11 protein-coding genes are annotated in these 15,414 nt (G+C 60.7%); 5 read left to right on the plus strand and 6 right to left on the minus strand.

What is annotated here, in order from left to right; all coding sequences use genetic code 11:
• Positions 1-11: 11 nt before the first annotated feature.
• The 6 genes from mcrC to IB212_RS02780 all read right to left on the minus strand — a co-directional run bounded on the left by mcrC (position 12) and on the right by IB212_RS02780 (position 7,972).
• Positions 12-1,145, minus strand: a complete 1,134-nt coding sequence (gene mcrC / locus IB212_RS02755) for a 5-methylcytosine-specific restriction endonuclease system specificity protein McrC (RefSeq protein WP_041911349.1) — start codon at positions 1,143-1,145, stop codon at positions 12-14.
• On the minus strand, positions 1,142-3,094 hold the full coding sequence (locus IB212_RS02760) for an AAA family ATPase (protein ID WP_041911348.1): 1,953 nt from the start codon (positions 3,092-3,094) through the stop codon (positions 1,142-1,144). Before IB212_RS02760 ends, mcrC begins: the two co-directional genes overlap by 4 nt.
• 131 nt (positions 3,095-3,225) lie before the next feature.
• On the minus strand, positions 3,226-4,047 hold the full coding sequence (locus IB212_RS02765) for an alpha/beta fold hydrolase (RefSeq protein WP_024909512.1): 822 nt from the start codon (positions 4,045-4,047) through the stop codon (positions 3,226-3,228).
• 30 nt (positions 4,048-4,077) lie between these two features.
• A complete protein-coding gene (locus IB212_RS02770; protein ID WP_041911347.1) occupies positions 4,078-5,697 on the minus strand; it encodes an MFS transporter in 1,620 nt (539 codons plus the stop codon).
• Entirely contained in the window at positions 5,694-6,101 is a 408-nt protein-coding gene (locus IB212_RS02775) for a DoxX family protein (protein WP_041911346.1), read from the minus strand. The genes IB212_RS02770 and IB212_RS02775 overlap by 4 nt, the downstream gene beginning before the upstream one ends.
• Positions 6,101-7,972: an amidohydrolase gene (locus IB212_RS02780; protein WP_041911345.1), complete on the minus strand. Its 1,872-nt coding sequence runs from the start codon at positions 7,970-7,972 to the stop codon at positions 6,101-6,103. The genes IB212_RS02775 and IB212_RS02780 overlap by 1 nt, the downstream gene beginning before the upstream one ends.
• Positions 7,973-8,190: 218 nt before the next feature.
• Between IB212_RS02780 and IB212_RS02785 the strand changes: the two genes are divergently transcribed.
• From IB212_RS02785 to IB212_RS02805, 5 genes are all read left to right on the plus strand, one after another.
• Positions 8,191-8,877 carry a hydrolase gene (locus IB212_RS02785; protein WP_023331928.1) on the plus strand — a complete coding sequence of 229 codons (687 nt, stop codon included), beginning with the start codon at positions 8,191-8,193 and terminating at the stop codon, positions 8,875-8,877.
• 61 nt (positions 8,878-8,938) lie between these two features.
• The gene (locus tag IB212_RS02790) at positions 8,939-9,160 is read left to right on the plus strand and encodes a DUF1427 family protein (RefSeq protein WP_028015362.1); all 222 of its coding nucleotides are present in this window, start codon (positions 8,939-8,941) and stop codon (positions 9,158-9,160) included.
• On the plus strand, positions 9,157-9,420 hold the full coding sequence (locus tag IB212_RS02795) for a XapX domain-containing protein (protein WP_041911344.1): 264 nt from the start codon (positions 9,157-9,159) through the stop codon (positions 9,418-9,420). Before IB212_RS02790 ends, IB212_RS02795 begins: the two co-directional genes overlap by 4 nt.
• A 20-nt stretch (positions 9,421-9,440) precedes the next feature.
• Positions 9,441-9,821 carry a response regulator transcription factor gene (locus IB212_RS02800; RefSeq protein ID WP_041911343.1) on the plus strand — a complete coding sequence of 127 codons (381 nt, stop codon included), beginning with the start codon at positions 9,441-9,443 and terminating at the stop codon, positions 9,819-9,821.
• 9 nt (positions 9,822-9,830) lie between these two features.
• Entirely contained in the window at positions 9,831-15,413 is a 5,583-nt protein-coding gene (locus IB212_RS02805; RefSeq protein WP_041911342.1) for an AAA family ATPase, read from the plus strand.
• Position 15,414: the final 1 nt, after the last annotated feature.

Raw genomic sequence — 15,414 nt, forward strand, 5'->3', positions numbered from 1 at the left:
CACTTCAGAACTTAATTCACGTCAGTTATCCCACAGCAATCACGCGCTAATTTCAATAATTGCTGAGTCATTGTGGCGGCATCTGCTGCTAAATCTAAGGTGGCAAAGTGGATTTTATGCCCCTGTACCTCAACGAATTCGTAGAGCATTACATCGACGGCTGGATGAAGTAATAATCCAGCTGAACGGAGAGATAATGGGTCTGTTCGGTTCTCCTGCGTTCGCAGATAGGTATAAATCTGGTAGATATAACCGCTGCGCAAGCTCTTATCGCGATACCAGCCTTTAGTCAGAATGTTATTGAATTTGGTGTCGATGATGACGCGCTGTGGAGGTTGCTTGTGCTCAAGAATAATGTCCGAGTTCATGGTTGGGAAAATACTTTCGCTCCCTGCACTTTGAGACGTTAATCCCCATTTCAACTCTTTTCCGGCAGCGACTGTCCAGTCTTTTTTGGGAAGATGGAAGTGATAGAAACCCGCCATACTTTTCTCGAAGAGCTTGCGCATCCAATAAGGGTCATCAGAAGGCGTTGGCAACAGTTTTTGCCCCGCAGTTTGGGTTGGTAGCCATAATTCAAATGCCAGCTTCGCGGCATCGACCATGGCTTTATCCGCCGCATCATGGCGGCCAAAACGTGTGATTGACGGCAGTTCACCTTTGCCGGGCATACCCCCCTCAATACCACGACGACGCAAATTGATTGCCATTGTGCGACATTGTGCAGCCAGCGTGCCGTTGCTGAGCAGCGGAACAAGGTGCTCTAACGCAGAGCGAACATAGCGATTTCGTGGTGTGTCCAGCGTCATTTCCTGAAACTGGCAGGCTACCTGTGCCCGCTCAAGCAATTGTCGACTAGTTGTGCGCAGAACATCAATGCGTCCCCTTACCCTGTTAAGCGTGGCGCGGCGAGTATGGTATCCCATACTTAAATGCCTTAACAGCCGCTGCTCCACTTCGTGAAGCAGGATCCTGGCCACCAGCGCCGGGATTTCCTCCGGGTTGTTTTCAGCGGCAACCATGCTGCGCCCGTGGTGGCGAAACAAGCTGGAGGCGTACAGCATCAATAGCCAGATATTGCGCAAAGGAATGCGCGATACAGCTGCCCGAGCCTGCGTATCGCTACGTTCATCAAGATCGGTCATATGTTGAGAAGTCCCTTTCTGGCATCCAGGACTTTCTCCGGCGCATCGAACCAGTATTCGGCAAGTAAAGGGCAGATTTCGGTTTCGACAACCTGCTCGTACCAGGCCATGCCATCGTCAATTTTCAACCCCGCTGGTGGGGTAACATAGCTATGCCCGATACAAAATTGAGGGCCCAGAGCCGCATCCCTGGACAATTTTTCATTTAAAGCGGTTAATTTGGATTCGATAAGGGCTAATGTTTCCAGGCTCACATTAAACCGTTGGTTAACCCACTTTTTCCACGCGTCGTTAAACTCGGGCTTAAGATCAATAAACGCAAAGCGGCGCCGTAATGCCAGGTCTAGCAGGGCAAGCGAGCGGTCAGCGATATTCATCGTCCCGATGATGTACAGGTTTTCAGGAATGTAGGTTTTTTCATCCATATCAGAGCGGTATGAGAGCTCAAGCGCCTCATTCGGGGTGCGTTTATCCGCCTCCATCAGCGTCAGCGTTTCGCCAAAAATTTGCGCAGGATTGCCCCGGTTAATCTCCTCAATAATGATCACGTACTTAGTTGTCGGATCGTTTACTGCTTTGTCGATTGCATGGAGAAAAGGCCCGTCTACCAGTGCTAAACGTCCTTCATTGTTAGGACGCCAGCCGCGAATAAAGTCTTCGTAGGAGAGGGTAGGGTGGAACTGCACCGCGCTGATGCGCTTAGAGGTTTCCTCGCCCATCAGACAATACGCCAGACGGCGCGCAAGCCAGGTTTTACCGGTTCCCGGCGGGCCCTGAAGGATCAGGTTTTTTTTGGCCTGTAACCGCTGAAGGATGAATTGGATTTTTTCCTCTTCTAAAAAGCAGCCCTCATCGATCAAATTGCTTATCGCGTAAGGCTTGTGGGGGATTTCTGCGGGCACGTTCTCTTCAACCGTTTCCTCGGTGATGCTCTGCAATTCACCTTTATCGAAGTTGAGGTATTCATAATTGCCGGGGGTCTGAAACTCCAGTTCATCATCATCACGTAGTTTTTGCAGATAATATGAAATGGATGATTCAATAGTATTGTTATTGGGATAATCCGCCTTAATCTCATCCAGATAGGCCTCTTTTAACTCCCTCAAAGAGAAAAATGGGCTGTCTTTTCGTAGGCACAGCACCTTGATCTTATTGAGCAAATACGCTTTCCATGTCAGCCGCTCGACTTCATCATTTGACTGTTGCAAATCGATATTCCATGCCGCCAGAGAGAGTTCAGGGAAGGAGTGAACCGGATAGTTTGGCTGGGTAAAAGCCTTTTTGAGCGCCAGGGCTACGGTCTGATAATTGTGTCCGCTACAGCGCCCTTTGGCACCTTTTTTAATGATTTTAATGTTCAGGACTTTCTGGATGTAGTACTGAGACTGGCTATCCAGCGTAGGGTAGAACCAGGGGCGTAGCCAGTACAATCCCATTGTCAGGTTCCAGCCCACATTGCGCACGTTAGATGCGGCGTCATAAGAAAAGAGGAAGTCAGCGGGATCGGCGTTTGGGGTGTCGGCGAAGGAGATTGCCTGAGAAAACATTTCCCACAGCGTATCGATGTCTTCAGGCTTACGTGATTTCTCATAGCCAAAGAACCATGATTTCTGATTGTTAAGTAGCGGAATACCGTCGAACGATTCAGGAACCTTTTCGCGTACGCCTATCAGTTTTGCCAGGCTGGCTGCGATATTTCTTCGGTTGGTAACGGTAAGCGAGCGATTAAACAAGCCCATAGTGGTGAAAGGACAAATGTCTTTCAAAGGATGGGGGACGCCATTAGCGGGCTTGTCCTGTAGGTGTGACATACTACCAATCTCAGCAGCAATGCGGTGAATACCCGCCACCAACTCCTCTCTTCGATTTCGCCAGGTCAGTAGCTGAGAGGCAAAAGCCTGATAAAAGTCTGCCCATTCGAATCTGACGTCTTGCTCAACTGCGTCCATATGCTCTCCAGTAAAATTACAGGCTTCAGTAACCTGGCGAATGAATTTTACGGGATTGCAAGCCTGAGTGAATAACTACCTAAAACAGTGATCTATAAGGGCATGCCGGATCAACATGCCCCTGGACGACCTTACAGCGACTTCACAAATGCCAGCAGATCTTCGTTGAGCTGGTCCTGGTGGGTCAGCGCGAAGCCGTGCGGCGCGTTGTCGTACACCTTCAGCGTGGCGTTTTTGATCATCTCCGCCGCCAGCTTGCCGGTGCTTTCAAACGGCACGATCTGGTCGTTGCTGCCGTGAATAACCAGCGTCGGCACGTCGATTTTCGCCATATCCGGGCGGAAGTCGGTTTCGCCGAACGCGGTCACGCAGTCGATGGTGCCCTTCAGGGAGGCCAGCAGGGCGATGTTCAGCGTCTGGGTCAGGGCACCCGCGGAAACGGTCTGCCCGGCGTTGGTGCCGTAGAACGGGGTGGCGAAGTCGCTGATGAACTGGGCGCGATCTTTACGCAGTCCGTCGCGAATGCCGTCGAACACGCTCTGATCCACACCCTGCGGGAAGGTCTCAGATTTACCGAAGATCGGCGTGACCGCGCCCAGCAGCGCCAGACCGGCCACACGCGCGCTGCCGTAGTTGTTGATGTAGCGGGTCACGTCGCCGCCGCCCATGGAGAAGCCCACCAGCGTCACGTCCTGGAGGTCCAGGGTGGTGATCAGGTCGTTGATGTCGGACGCAAAGGTGTCGTAGTCGTAACCGTTCCACGGCTGATCCGAGCGGCCAAAGCCGCGACGGTCAAAGGCGATAGCGCGGAAGCCGCGCTCGGCCAGGTAGTTCAGCTGGCTGTCCCACATGTCGCCGTCCAGCGGCCAGCCGTGGCTGAAGAGAACCGGTTTGCCCGCGCCGCCTTCTTTGTAGTAAATCTGCGTGCCGTCTTTTGCCTTAAACGTTGCCATAGTGTGTTCCTGTGCAGGTGATGGTTAGGGTTATACCGGCGCGACCAGATAGCGAATTGCCGGTGATGTTGTGCCCTGATGAAAAGCCAGAACGCGGCTTTGCAGCAGGAGGTCATTCATGGTGTGGCGCTCCTGCTGGCGCAGATGCTCAATCCACGAGCCCATCAGGAAGGTCTCAATAAACAGACCGGGACGCTCAATATCCTCGTACACTGCCCAGCTCATCGCCCCGGCGCGGCGGCGCACCCGGCGCAGCTCGTGTACCGCCTCCAGGAAGGCCTTCGCGTTGTGCGGGTCGATGATGTACTCGTGCGAGACCAGCACCGGGCCGCGCTCGTTCGGCAGCTCGATCTCCACGCCGTCCAGCGGCTGGCCGCTCAGGTCGAGGTTTAAGTCAGGATCTTTCTCCAGCTTCCAGCGGAACACGGTGGCGTTCGCCAGCACCATCCCCAGCGTGGCGACCACCAGCGAGGTCGGCGTACCGAACTGGGAAGCGATCTGCCCCCAGATGGCGCTGCCCGTGGTCATCGAGCCAAAGAATACCGTCAGGTAGACCGCCAGCGCCCGGGCCTTCACCCAGCGGGCGGCGCTGCGCTGTGCGCCGAGGTTGAGGGTGGAGAGCACCGCAATCCACGCGAAGCCGGTGAAGAACTCAAACAGGTTCAGCAGCCAGACGTGGCGCACGAACGCCAGCGCCAGCATGGTGAGGGCAAAGACAAGGCTGGCGGCGACCATCAGGCGGTCGGCGTTCAGCCGCTGGCGCAGGCGCGGCAGCAGGATCGCCCCGGCAATGGCCCCCAGGCCAATGCACGCCAGCATTACGCCGTAGCCCGCCGGGCCTAAGCCCAGCTCGCGGCGCGCCACCAGCGGCAGTAACGCCCAGCCCGCGCTGCCGAAAACGAAGAAAGCCACCGTGCGCACCAGCACGTTGCGCAGCACCGGCGCGGCGTGCACGTAGCGAATCCCGGAGCGCACCGCAGAGAAGAAGTGCTCCGGCGGCAGACGCTGAATGGACGGGGCCGGACGCCAGCGCCACAGCACCCACGCCACGCCGACCACGGAAAGCGCGTTCAGGGCAAACACCATCCACGGCCCGGCGAGCGACAGCAGAAAACCGCCCAGCGCGGGGCCAATCGCCCGGCTAATGTTCACCCCGAGCGAGTTCAGCGCCACGGCGGCGCCCAGCTCCAGCTTGCTCACCAGATCGGGCACCACGGCCTGGAACGGCGGCGAGCTCATCGCCGCCCCCACGCTCAGCAGAAACGTCGCCACCAGCAGCACGGCGGGGGTGACGTGTCCGGTGAAGGAGAGCACCGTCAGCCCGGCGGCGGCGATGAACACCCATAATTGAGAGAAGAGCAGGTATTTACGTCGGTCAACGATGTCCGCCATCACCCCGGACGGCAGGGCGAAGAGGAACATCGGCAGGCTGCTGGCCGCCTGCACCAGCGCGATATCTAAAGGATCGGCGCTCAGGGTCAGCATGCTCCAGTTGATGCCGACGTCGCTCATCCATGAGCCGACGTTAGAGACCACCGTGGCGATCCACAGCATGCGGAACACCGGCTGGCTCAGTGGCTGCCAGGGCGAAACCGTCGGTGCGGGCGTCGTCTCGACGTGTGCGTCGCGAACGTCGTTAACCTGGGTCATGCGAACCTCTCCGTTGCCTTACGCTGCAGCCTCCACTGGCCCGGCCCGGTGAGGGCGAGAGTGGTGAAGATAATCAGCAGCAGCCAGCCAAACTGCCCTTCGGCAATCGACCAGTCCGGGTGCACCGCCAGCATCGCCACCAGCAGCACGGCGATAATCGGCAGGCACGCCAGGCGGGTGTACACGCCCGCAATGATAAAGAGCGGGCAAACCACCTCGGCGACAATCGCCGGGATCAGGCTCGCGTAAGGCCCGAAGCCGAACGGATCTTCAATGCGCGTCAGCTCTTCGCTGAAGTGCAGCACCTTCGGCAGGCCGTGCACGTAGAGCAACAGCAGGCTGCCGGTCAGGCGCAGGAAGAACAGCCCCAGGTCGATCCGGGGCGGCATAGTGGTGTTTTTCATCAGAATGCAAAGCAGCTGCAGCCCAGCGCCCCCCAGAAAGCGTTATCGTCGGACACCGGCATCGCTGACGTGCGGGCGAAATCATGCTGGTGGCTGTGAACCCCGCACGGGCCGCTGCAGTGGTGAGCCACACTCATACCCACGCGTGCGGCCTGCGGCGGCGCGCTGCGGTAGTGGCCCGGCACCTTCACCACCGGGGACCACTCGGGCAGAACCGGAATGGCAGGCGGAGCGAGCGGGCCAAAGGCGCCCGCGGCATAGACGATGTCGCCGTTCACCACCGTCAGGACGGACTCGATCCCCTTGATCTCCTCTTCCGGCACGCGGAAGTAGTCTTTGCTCAGCACGGCCAGATCCGCGAGCTGGCCGACCTTGATCTGCCCCTTCTGGTTCTGCTCGCTGGAGAACCACGCGCTGCCCTGGGTCCAGAGCATCAGGGCGGTGTCGCGATCCAGACGGGCGCCGTGGTCGTACATCTGCATCCCGCCGACGGTGCGGCCGGAGACCAGCCAGTAGAGCGCGGTCCACGGGTTGTAGCTCGCCACGCGGGTGGCGTCCGTACCTAAGCCCACCGGCACGCCGGTCTCGAGCATTTTCGCCACCGGCGGCGTGTGGCGGGTGGCTTCGATGCCATAGCGCTCGGCAAAGTACTCCCCCTGGAAGGCCATGCGGTGCTGGACGGCAATGCCGCCGCCGAGCGCTTTGATGCGGTCGATGTTGGCCTGGGTAACGGTTTCCGCATGGTCGAAGAACCAGTGCAGGCCGTTGAACGGAATGTCGCGGTTCACCTTCTCGAACACGTCCAGCATGCGGCTGATGGATTCGTTATAGGTGGCGTGCAGGCGGAACGGCCAGCGGTGCTCCACCAGATGGCGCACCACGCGCTCCAGCTCGTCCTCCATGCCCGGCGCGAGGTCCGGGCGCGGCTCGAGGAAGTCTTCAAAATCGGCGGCGGAGAAGACCAGCATCTCGCCCGCGCCGTTGTGGCGGAAGAAGTCGCTGCCCTGGCCCGGCGTGAGCATGTCGGTCCATTTTTCAAAGTCTTCCAGCTCGTGGCCCGGACGCTGGGTAAACAGGTTATAGGCGATGCGGATGGTCATCTGCTTTTTCTCGTGCAGCTCGGCAATCACCTCGTAATCTTCCGGGTAGTTCTGGAAGCCGCCGCCCGCGTCGATGGCGCTGGTCAGCCCAAGACGGTTCAGCTCGCGCATGAAATGACGCGTGGAGTTGACCTGCTGCTCCAGCGGCAGCTTCGGCCCTTTGGCCAGCGTGGCGTAGAGGATCATGGCGTTCGGACGGGCGATCAGCATCCCGGTCGGGTTGCCGTTGGCGTCGCGCTGGATCTCGCCGCCCGGCGGGTTCGGCGTCTCTTTGGTGTAGCCGACCACCTTCAGCGCGGCGCGGTTGAGCAGGGCGCGGTCGTACAGGTGCAGGATGAAGACCGGGGTGTCCGGCGCGGCGTCGTTAATCTCATCCAGCGTCGGCATGCGGCGCTCGGCAAACTGGAACTCGCTCCAGCCGCCCACCACGCGCACCCACTGGGGCGACGGCGTGCGCAGGGCCTGCTCTTTCAGCATCCGCAGGGCGTCGGCCAGGGACGGCACGCCTTCCCAGCGCAGCTCGAGGTTGTAGTTCAGCCCGCCGCGGATCAGGTGCAGGTGCGAGTCGTTCAGGCCGGGGATCGCGGTGTGGCCTTTCAAATCCACCACCTTAGTACCGTCGCAGTGGTGTTGCATCACCCCGGCGACGGTACCCACTTCCAGAAATTTCCCGTCGCGCACGGCAACGGCTTCCGCGACGGGGTTCTCGCGATCGACGGTGTGAAACTGGCCGTTAACCAGAATGAGATCGGCTTTACCGAGGGTATCCATAATAGCTCCAGACTGAGAGGGGAATGGTCAGGATTATGGGAACCGGTTTCGGCAAAGATCCAGTTATACAATAGGATAGGTATACCAAAGTATAACTATACCTAAGGTTAACTATACGAAGAGATAATTACGCCCAGGCGCGATAAACCGCAGGATGAGGGTGACTTTATCGCCGCGGCGCTCGCGGCGATTTCTACCCTTAACCACTGGAAAATGCTATGACCTCTTCAAAGCTCGAAGTGTTAACCCCTGCGAACTGTCAGATCATCTTTATCGATCACCAGCCACAGATGGCGTTTGGCGTGCAGTCAATTGACCGCCAGGTGCTGAAAAACAACACCGTGGCGCTGGCGAAAGCGGCCAAAGTGTTCAACATCCCGACCATCATCACCACCGTTGAGACCGAAAGCTTCTCCGGTAACACCTATCCGGAGCTGCTGGACGTCTTCCCGGGTCAGGACATTCTGGAGCGTACCTCCATGAACTCCTGGGACGACCAGAAGGTGCGCGACGCGCTGAAGGCTAACGGCAAGAAGAAGGTGGTGGTTGCCGGCCTGTGGACCGAAGTGTGCAACAACAGCTTTGCCCTGTGCGCGATGCTGGAAGGCGACTACGAAATTTATATGGTGGCGGACGCGTCCGGCGGCACCTCCAAGGAAGCCCACGACTTCGCGATGCAGCGCATGATCCAGGCAGGCGTGATCCCGGTGACCTGGCAGCAGGTGATGCTGGAGTGGCAGCGCGACTGGGCGCGTAAAGAGACCTACACCGCGGTGATGGATATCGTGCGCGAACACTCCGGCGCGTACGGCATGGGCGTGGATTACGCCTACACCATGGTGCACAAAGCACCGTCTCGCCAGAAGAGCGAGCACCGCACCTTAGCGCCGGTCCCGGCTCGCTAAGTTCCGCTGGCGGGCTGGTCCCTCATCCGGCTCGCCGCTGCCTTTTTCTCTGGAGTTCACAATGAGTACTGGGCTGATATCCCTTGCCGCAGGCGTGTTGATTGGCCTGATGTATGCCGTGCTGAAGGTGCGCTCCCCCGCGCCGCCCGCGCTGGCGCTGATTGGCCTGCTGGGGATGCTGGCGGGTGAACAGGCGACGCGCCATCTGTTATCCCGCGACGGCGCGCCGCCTCCTCAGGTAACGGTTCCGCAGGTGAAATCGCAGACGGGAGCGACGTCATGAGAGCATGGATAATTTCGCTGGTGTGCGGCGTGGTTGCTGGGGTAATTTACGCCCTGCTCGACGTTCATTCCCCGGCACCGCCGGTTGTCGCCCTGCTTGGCCTGTTTGGCATGCTGGTGGGTGAACAGCTCATCCCGGTGGGACGGCGTTTACTGAGTCGCGAACCGTTTACCCTCGCCTGGTTTCGTCACGAATGCGTACCGAAAATCAGCGGCACGGCGCCCCCTGCGCCCGCGAAGGACCCTCGCGACGTTAAATGACTGGTTAGAGGAAAAACAGCATGACGCTGCCGTGGCGCATTGCCATCATTGATGACGAACGTTCCGTCCGCAGCGGGTTGAGTAATCTCCTGGAGTCGGAAGGCTATTCAACCGACACCTTTGATTCGGCAGAGGTGTTTCTCAGCCATCCGCTTGCCCTGTCCGGCGCGGCGCTGGTGATCACCGATATCAAGCTCCGGGGCATGAGCGGCCTGGAGCTGTTTGACAAGCTGCGGCTGCTGGCCGTACCGCCTCCGCCCGTGCTCTTTATCTCCGGTCATGCTGATGAAAATATGCAGCGGTACGCTCTTAATCTGGGCGCCGCTGCTTTTTTGCGTAAGCCCATTAACATCGATATTCTGCTGGATCATATACAGCGGGAGCTGGCCCGCCGACAATAAGGATCGCGGATGAACGAACACGAGCAGCCTGCATTCTGGCCCGCCCAGGGAAATCTTCACCAGGGGCGGGTTTTTGTCCTTAAAGAGGATGTGATGTTTACCGTGCTGGCGCAGGAGGGCGGTATCGCCTGGATGCATGCGCGACATCCTCATTCAGGCGGCTCGTTCATCATTGCCACCGCGGTCAGCGACGAAGAGGAAGAGCGGGCCACCCGGCTGCTGAAAAACGAGTTTGCGCTGCGTGACGTGATGCAGGACAGCTGGGCCATTCGCGCCGTCGCGTCCACCCAGTACCGGGGACGCTTCGCGCTGGTGTACGCCCCGTTTGCCTTTGAGCTGCTGGCGCGGCGCGCGGGCAGGGCGATCTCGGGGATCGCGCGCTTTATCGAGCTGGCGATCCAGATCTGCGCGCCCCTGCGCCAGATGCATCTGCAAAACCTAATCCACGGCGATATCAAGCCCGGCAGCATTTTTATTCATCACGATGGCACCTGCCGTCTGGGCAGCTTTGGCCTCTCCTGCACGCTCTCCGATGCTTTCTCTCAGACCCGGCTTGCCGTTTCAGGCGGTACGCCCGCGTATATGTCGCCGGAGCACACCACCCGCACCCGGCGTCCCGTTGACGGCCGCAGCGATCTCTACAGCCTCGGCATGGTGCTGTATGAACTCCTGACCGGACGCCTGCCGTTTGAGCTGGGAGAGGACGATCAAACCAACTGGGCGCACTACCATATTGCCTCGGAGCCGCTGGCCCCGGACGAGATTCGCCCGGACGTGCCGGGGATGCTGTCGACCATCATCCTCAAGCTGCTGGAAAAGCACCCCGATAACCGCTACCAGACGGTCGACGGGCTGATTGCCGACCTCCGCCGCTGCCAGGCGACGCTGACCTGCGAGGGCGAGATCGTCGCCTTTACGCCCGGCCAGCAGGACCGCACTCCCGCGATCCATCTGGCGGACTCCCTGTTCGCGACGCATCCGCAGGCGAATGACGTCATTGCCGCGTTTGAGCGGGTGGGGCAGAACCGGGTGCCGGAGCTGGTAACGATCGCCGGGCCGTCAGGGATCGGCAAATCCTCAATTATCGCGACGGCGCTCAAAACGCTACAGCAGCGGACGGTGCTGCTGGCGGTGGGCAAAGTCGACCAGTTTTCGCCGTCGCTGCCCTACGGCGCATTAAGCTCCGCGTTCCGCACCCTGACGCTGCACCTGCTGGGGCTGCCGGCAGACGAGGTGGCGAAGTGGAAAATCCGCCTGTCTCGCGCCCTGGAGGGGTACGAGGCGCTGGCCGTCAGCCTGGTGCCCGAGCTGGGCCTGCTGCTCGAGAGCAAGCCGCGCTTCTCGGCGGATACGTTTTCCATTGATGCCCGGGCGCGCTTCAGCCATATGGTGCTGGCGCTGGTGAAAACCTTTGCCTCGCAGGGCTGCCCGCTGGTGCTGGTGCTCGACGATCTCCAGTGGAGCGACGCCGCCAGCCTGCAAACGCTCAACTACCTGCTGGTGAACTGCGGCGCGATCCCGCTGCTGGTGGTGGTCGCTCACCGCGATATCGATGCCTTGTCCGAACCCGCACTGCAACAGCTGCTGGCGAGCCTGCCGGAGGCGGCGCAGCACGCGAGCGCAATTGTCCCGCAGGCGCTTTCCGTGAAAGCGGTGGCGCGCTGGCTGGGGACGGTATTTCGCACCCGCAGCACGGCGACGACCGATCTCGCCACGCTGATCCATGAAAAGACCGGGGGCAACCCGCTCTTTGTACACGAGTTTTTCCGCCGCATCGTCGATGACGGGCTGGTGGTACACAACAAATATCAGGACAAGTGGCGCTACGATCTTCAGGCGATCCGCGCCCGGCATTACACCGAAAACGTCGTGACTCTGGTGCTGGAGCAGCTTGAAGAGCTGCCCGACGAGACGCGCCGCCTGCTGGGCAACCTTGCCTGTCTCGGCGGCACGGGTGAAATGGAGATGATCTGCCGCGTGGTTGGTATATCGATGGCGGAGATGCGCTACGCGCTGCATCCGGCGGTGATGGCCCAGCTCATCGTGCTGACGGAAAAGGCGTATTCCTTCACCCACGACCGGGTGCAGGAGGCGGCCTTTGCGCTGCTGGACCGGCATGAGAAAAGCCATATTCACCTGACGACCGCCAGCCTGCTGGCCGATGCCGCGCGTCAGGCGGCGGGGAACGAGCTGCTGTTCCGCGCCGTTCACCACGTCACGGCCGCGCTGGACAGCGTCCAGCCCGCGCCGCAGCGGCAGATGTTCCGCGAGCTGAGCCTGCTGGCCGCGCGACGCGCGAAGCGTTCGGGGGATTACCCATCGGCGCTCAGCTATATCCAGACCGCCCGAGCGCTGGGAAACGCCGGGACGGTGTCAGACTTTATGCTCGATATCGAAGAGGCGGGCTGCGAGTTTGCGCTCGGCCATCTGGAGCGGACCCGCGAGCTGTGCGATGCGATCCTTGGCTGCCCCGGCGGGCTGACCGAAAAAGCGCTGGCGGCCAACCTGCTGGTGGAAGTCTATATTCGCCAGTCAGATAGCCGTCTGGCGCTGGAGGCGGCGCTCTGCTGGCTGGGGATTTTTGGGATCCAGATCGGCCGCCACCCGGAAGACGCCGACTGCGACGAGGCCTGGGAACGCTTCTGCAACCGCGCGAATGATGCGCCGCAAAACCTGTTTGCCCCGCTCTCGCGGATGGATAACCCGGAAACCGAAGCGGTGATGAACCTGCTCTACAGCGCCAGCATTTGCGCCAGCTTCATCTGCCCGCGCCTGCACTTTTTACTGCTCTGCCGCATGATGCACCTGACCCTCGACCACGGCATTACCGGCGCCTCCACCACGGCGATGGCCTGGTTTGGCGTGCTGATGGGCCACCGCTACGCCGAGTATCGCCTCGGGTTCCAGTACGGCACCCTCGCCCGCGAGCTGGTGAGTCGCCACGGCTACGACGCGTTCGAAGCCAAAACCCTGCTGCCGCTCGACCAGCTCAGCGTCTGGACCCAGCCTTTGTCGTTTACCATCGAGTGCGCGAAGGCCTGCTTTACCTCGGCGGTGACCCACGGGGATATGACGATGGCCTGCTTTGCGGCCTGCCACCAGGTGATCAACTTCCTCTCGCGGGGCGATCACCTGGACGGGGTGCTGACCAGCATCGATCGCGGCCTGGCGTTTGTGCGAAAAACCCACTTCCAGGACGTGGAAACCATTTTGACGATCCAGCGCACCTTTGTTGCGTTTTTGCGCACGCCGGTCATCGGCACCTGGACCGCGTCGCAGGCGCTGCCCGAGGCGCTGCTGCCCGCGTCGCCGGAGCAGGCGCCGGAGCAGACCTCCACCATGCTTTTCTGGTACTGGCTCTACCGCGGCATGGCGCACTTTACCTGCGGCGAATATGCCGACGCGCAGGCGGATCTCGAGACGGCGGGGTGGTACGCGTGGTCTGCGCCGGGCCACATCCATCTGCTGGATTACCATCTTTACAGCGCGCTGGCGCTTTCCCGTCAGCTGACGCCGGAGACCTTCTCGGCGAATCATCGCCGCAGCATTCACGCCCACTACGACAAAATCGCCCTCTGGGCGCGCATCAATCCCGGCACGTTCGCGGATAAAGAGGCGCTGATCTACGCCGAAATCGTGCGTCTGGACGGGATGAACAGCATCGCGCTTGAGCAGTATGAGAAGGCGGTCCGGCTCTCCCGCGAGGGCGGCTTTAACCCCATTAACGCCCTGGCCCACGAGCTGGCTGGGCGCTTCGCGCTGGCCTGCGGCTACCCGACCGCCTCGGACGCGCACTTCCGCGGCGCAATTGCCGCCTGGGGGCGGGCGGGCGCGCAGGCCAAGGTGCGCCAGCTGGAGCAGGATTTCCCGCACCTGCTGGCCTCCGGGCAGGCCAGCGCCTATGACACGGTGGCGTTCGCCCAGAACGAGACGATCCGCGATCTGCAAAGCGTCATCAAAGCCTCCCGCGCGCTGTCGGAAGAGATCAATCTCGAGCGCTTGATCGAAAACCTGATGACCAGCCTGCTCGAACGCGCCGGGGCGCAGCGCGGCCTGCTGCTTCGCGTGAGCGATAGCCTCATCCCGGAGATCGAAGCCAGCGCCTGGACCAGCACCGAAGGCGTGCGGGTGCGGATCCTGAAAGACGTGCCGACGGCGACCGACATGCCCCTGTCGGTGCTCGCGGCGGTGATCCGCACCGGGCAGGAGATCCGCACCGGCAGGCCGGAGGAGTTTCACCCCTTCAGTCAGGACCCCTATCTGGTGACCTCGGGGGCGGCCGTCATGTGCGTCCCGATGTTCAAACAGGCGCGGCTGGTGGGCGTTCTGTACCTGGAAAACCGCCTGATGCCGGAAGTGTTTACCGCCGAGCACTCGCGCGTGGTCAGCCTGCTGGGCGCGCAGGCGGCGGTCTCCCTGGAGACAGCGCGGCTGTACGCCGAGCTGCTGGCGGAGAACATCCAGCGCCGCCGGGTGGAAAAAGAGCTGCGCGCCAGCCAGACCTCGCTGATGCTGGGCGAGCAGATCAGCCACACCGGCAGCTGGCGCTGGGAGCTGGAGCAGGATCTGATGTTTGTCTCGGAGGAGTATGCCCGCATCCTCGGCCTGCCCGAGCGGCAAAAGACGATCTCCATGGCGGAGTTTTTGACCTTCGTTCATGAGGACGATTACGCCCGCATCAGCGCCATCGTCACCCAGAGCGTGCGGGAAGGGCTCTCGATGCGCGCGGAGTTTCGGGTTAAGCGTACCGACGGCTCAACGCGCTATATCCTCGGGATTGGCGATCCGGTGGGCGTGGGCAGCGAGGTGAACGAGTATTACGGCATCATTACCGATATCACCAGCCAGCGCGCCGCGGAGGATGCCATGCGGGTGGCGCAGGCGGAACTGGCGCGGGTGTCGCGGGCCACCACCGTCGGACAGTTAACCTCCTCCATCGCCCACGAGATCAACCAGCCGCTGATGTCCATCGTCTCTAACGCCGGGGCGAGCCTGCGCTGGCTTAACCGCGAGCCTGCCCGGCTGGATAAAGTGCGGGAAGGGCTGGAGGAGATCGCGGCGGAAGGCGCGCGGGCGGGAGAGATCATTCGCAGCATTCAGTCCCTGACGCGCAAGCAGGAGCCCACCTTCGCGCGCATCGATCTGCACTATGTGATCCACCATATCATCACGCTTTCGCGCAGCGAGCTGGAGCAGCGACACATTAGCGTTGATTATCTGTTGAAGGCGCAGGACAGCTTTATCACTGGCGATAGCGTGCAGATCCAGCAGGTGCTGCTCAACCTGGTGATGAATGCGGTGGAGGCGATGGCCGAGGTGAAGGATCGCGCCTGTACCATCATCCTCAGCACCGCCAACGCGGAAGGGAAAGTGATCGTTGAGATCGCCGATACCGGGAGCGGCATTGAGCCCGGGCGGCTGGAGCAGATTTTTGACTCGTTCTACTCCACCAAGCCACAGGGGATGGGGATGGGGCTGACCATCAGCGCCAGCATCATCGAGCGCCACTGCGGGAAGCTGAGCGCGCGCCGCCGGGAGCCTTACGGCACGGTGTTCGCGTTTGCGCTGCCGCTGGCGGCGCAGGAAGGGTAAA

Origin of the sequence: Enterobacter sp. E12, assembly GCF_014596715.2 — a bacterium.
In the GTDB taxonomy this organism is placed as follows: domain Bacteria; phylum Pseudomonadota; class Gammaproteobacteria; order Enterobacterales; family Enterobacteriaceae; genus Enterobacter; species Enterobacter bugandensis.

Coding starts and splice junctions, on each gene's coding strand:
- IB212_RS02790 (WP_028015362.1), top strand. CDS start 8,939: ATGAGTACTGGGCTGATATCCCTTGCCGCAGGCGTGTTGATTGGCCTG.
- IB212_RS02775 (WP_041911346.1), bottom strand. CDS start 6,101: ATGAAAAACACCACTATGCCGCCCCGGATCGACCTGGGGCTGTTCTTC.
- mcrC (WP_041911349.1), bottom strand. CDS start 1,145: ATGACCGATCTTGATGAACGTAGCGATACGCAGGCTCGGGCAGCTGTA.
- IB212_RS02760 (WP_041911348.1), bottom strand. CDS start 3,094: ATGGACGCAGTTGAGCAAGACGTCAGATTCGAATGGGCAGACTTTTAT.
- IB212_RS02795 (WP_041911344.1), top strand. CDS start 9,157: ATGAGAGCATGGATAATTTCGCTGGTGTGCGGCGTGGTTGCTGGGGTA.
- IB212_RS02805 (WP_041911342.1), top strand. CDS start 9,831: ATGAACGAACACGAGCAGCCTGCATTCTGGCCCGCCCAGGGAAATCTT.
- IB212_RS02765 (WP_024909512.1), bottom strand. CDS start 4,047: ATGGCAACGTTTAAGGCAAAAGACGGCACGCAGATTTACTACAAAGAA.
- IB212_RS02780 (WP_041911345.1), bottom strand. CDS start 7,972: ATGGATACCCTCGGTAAAGCCGATCTCATTCTGGTTAACGGCCAGTTT.
- IB212_RS02785 (WP_023331928.1), top strand. CDS start 8,191: ATGACCTCTTCAAAGCTCGAAGTGTTAACCCCTGCGAACTGTCAGATC.
- IB212_RS02770 (WP_041911347.1), bottom strand. CDS start 5,697: ATGACCCAGGTTAACGACGTTCGCGACGCACACGTCGAGACGACGCCC.
- IB212_RS02800 (WP_041911343.1), top strand. CDS start 9,441: ATGACGCTGCCGTGGCGCATTGCCATCATTGATGACGAACGTTCCGTC.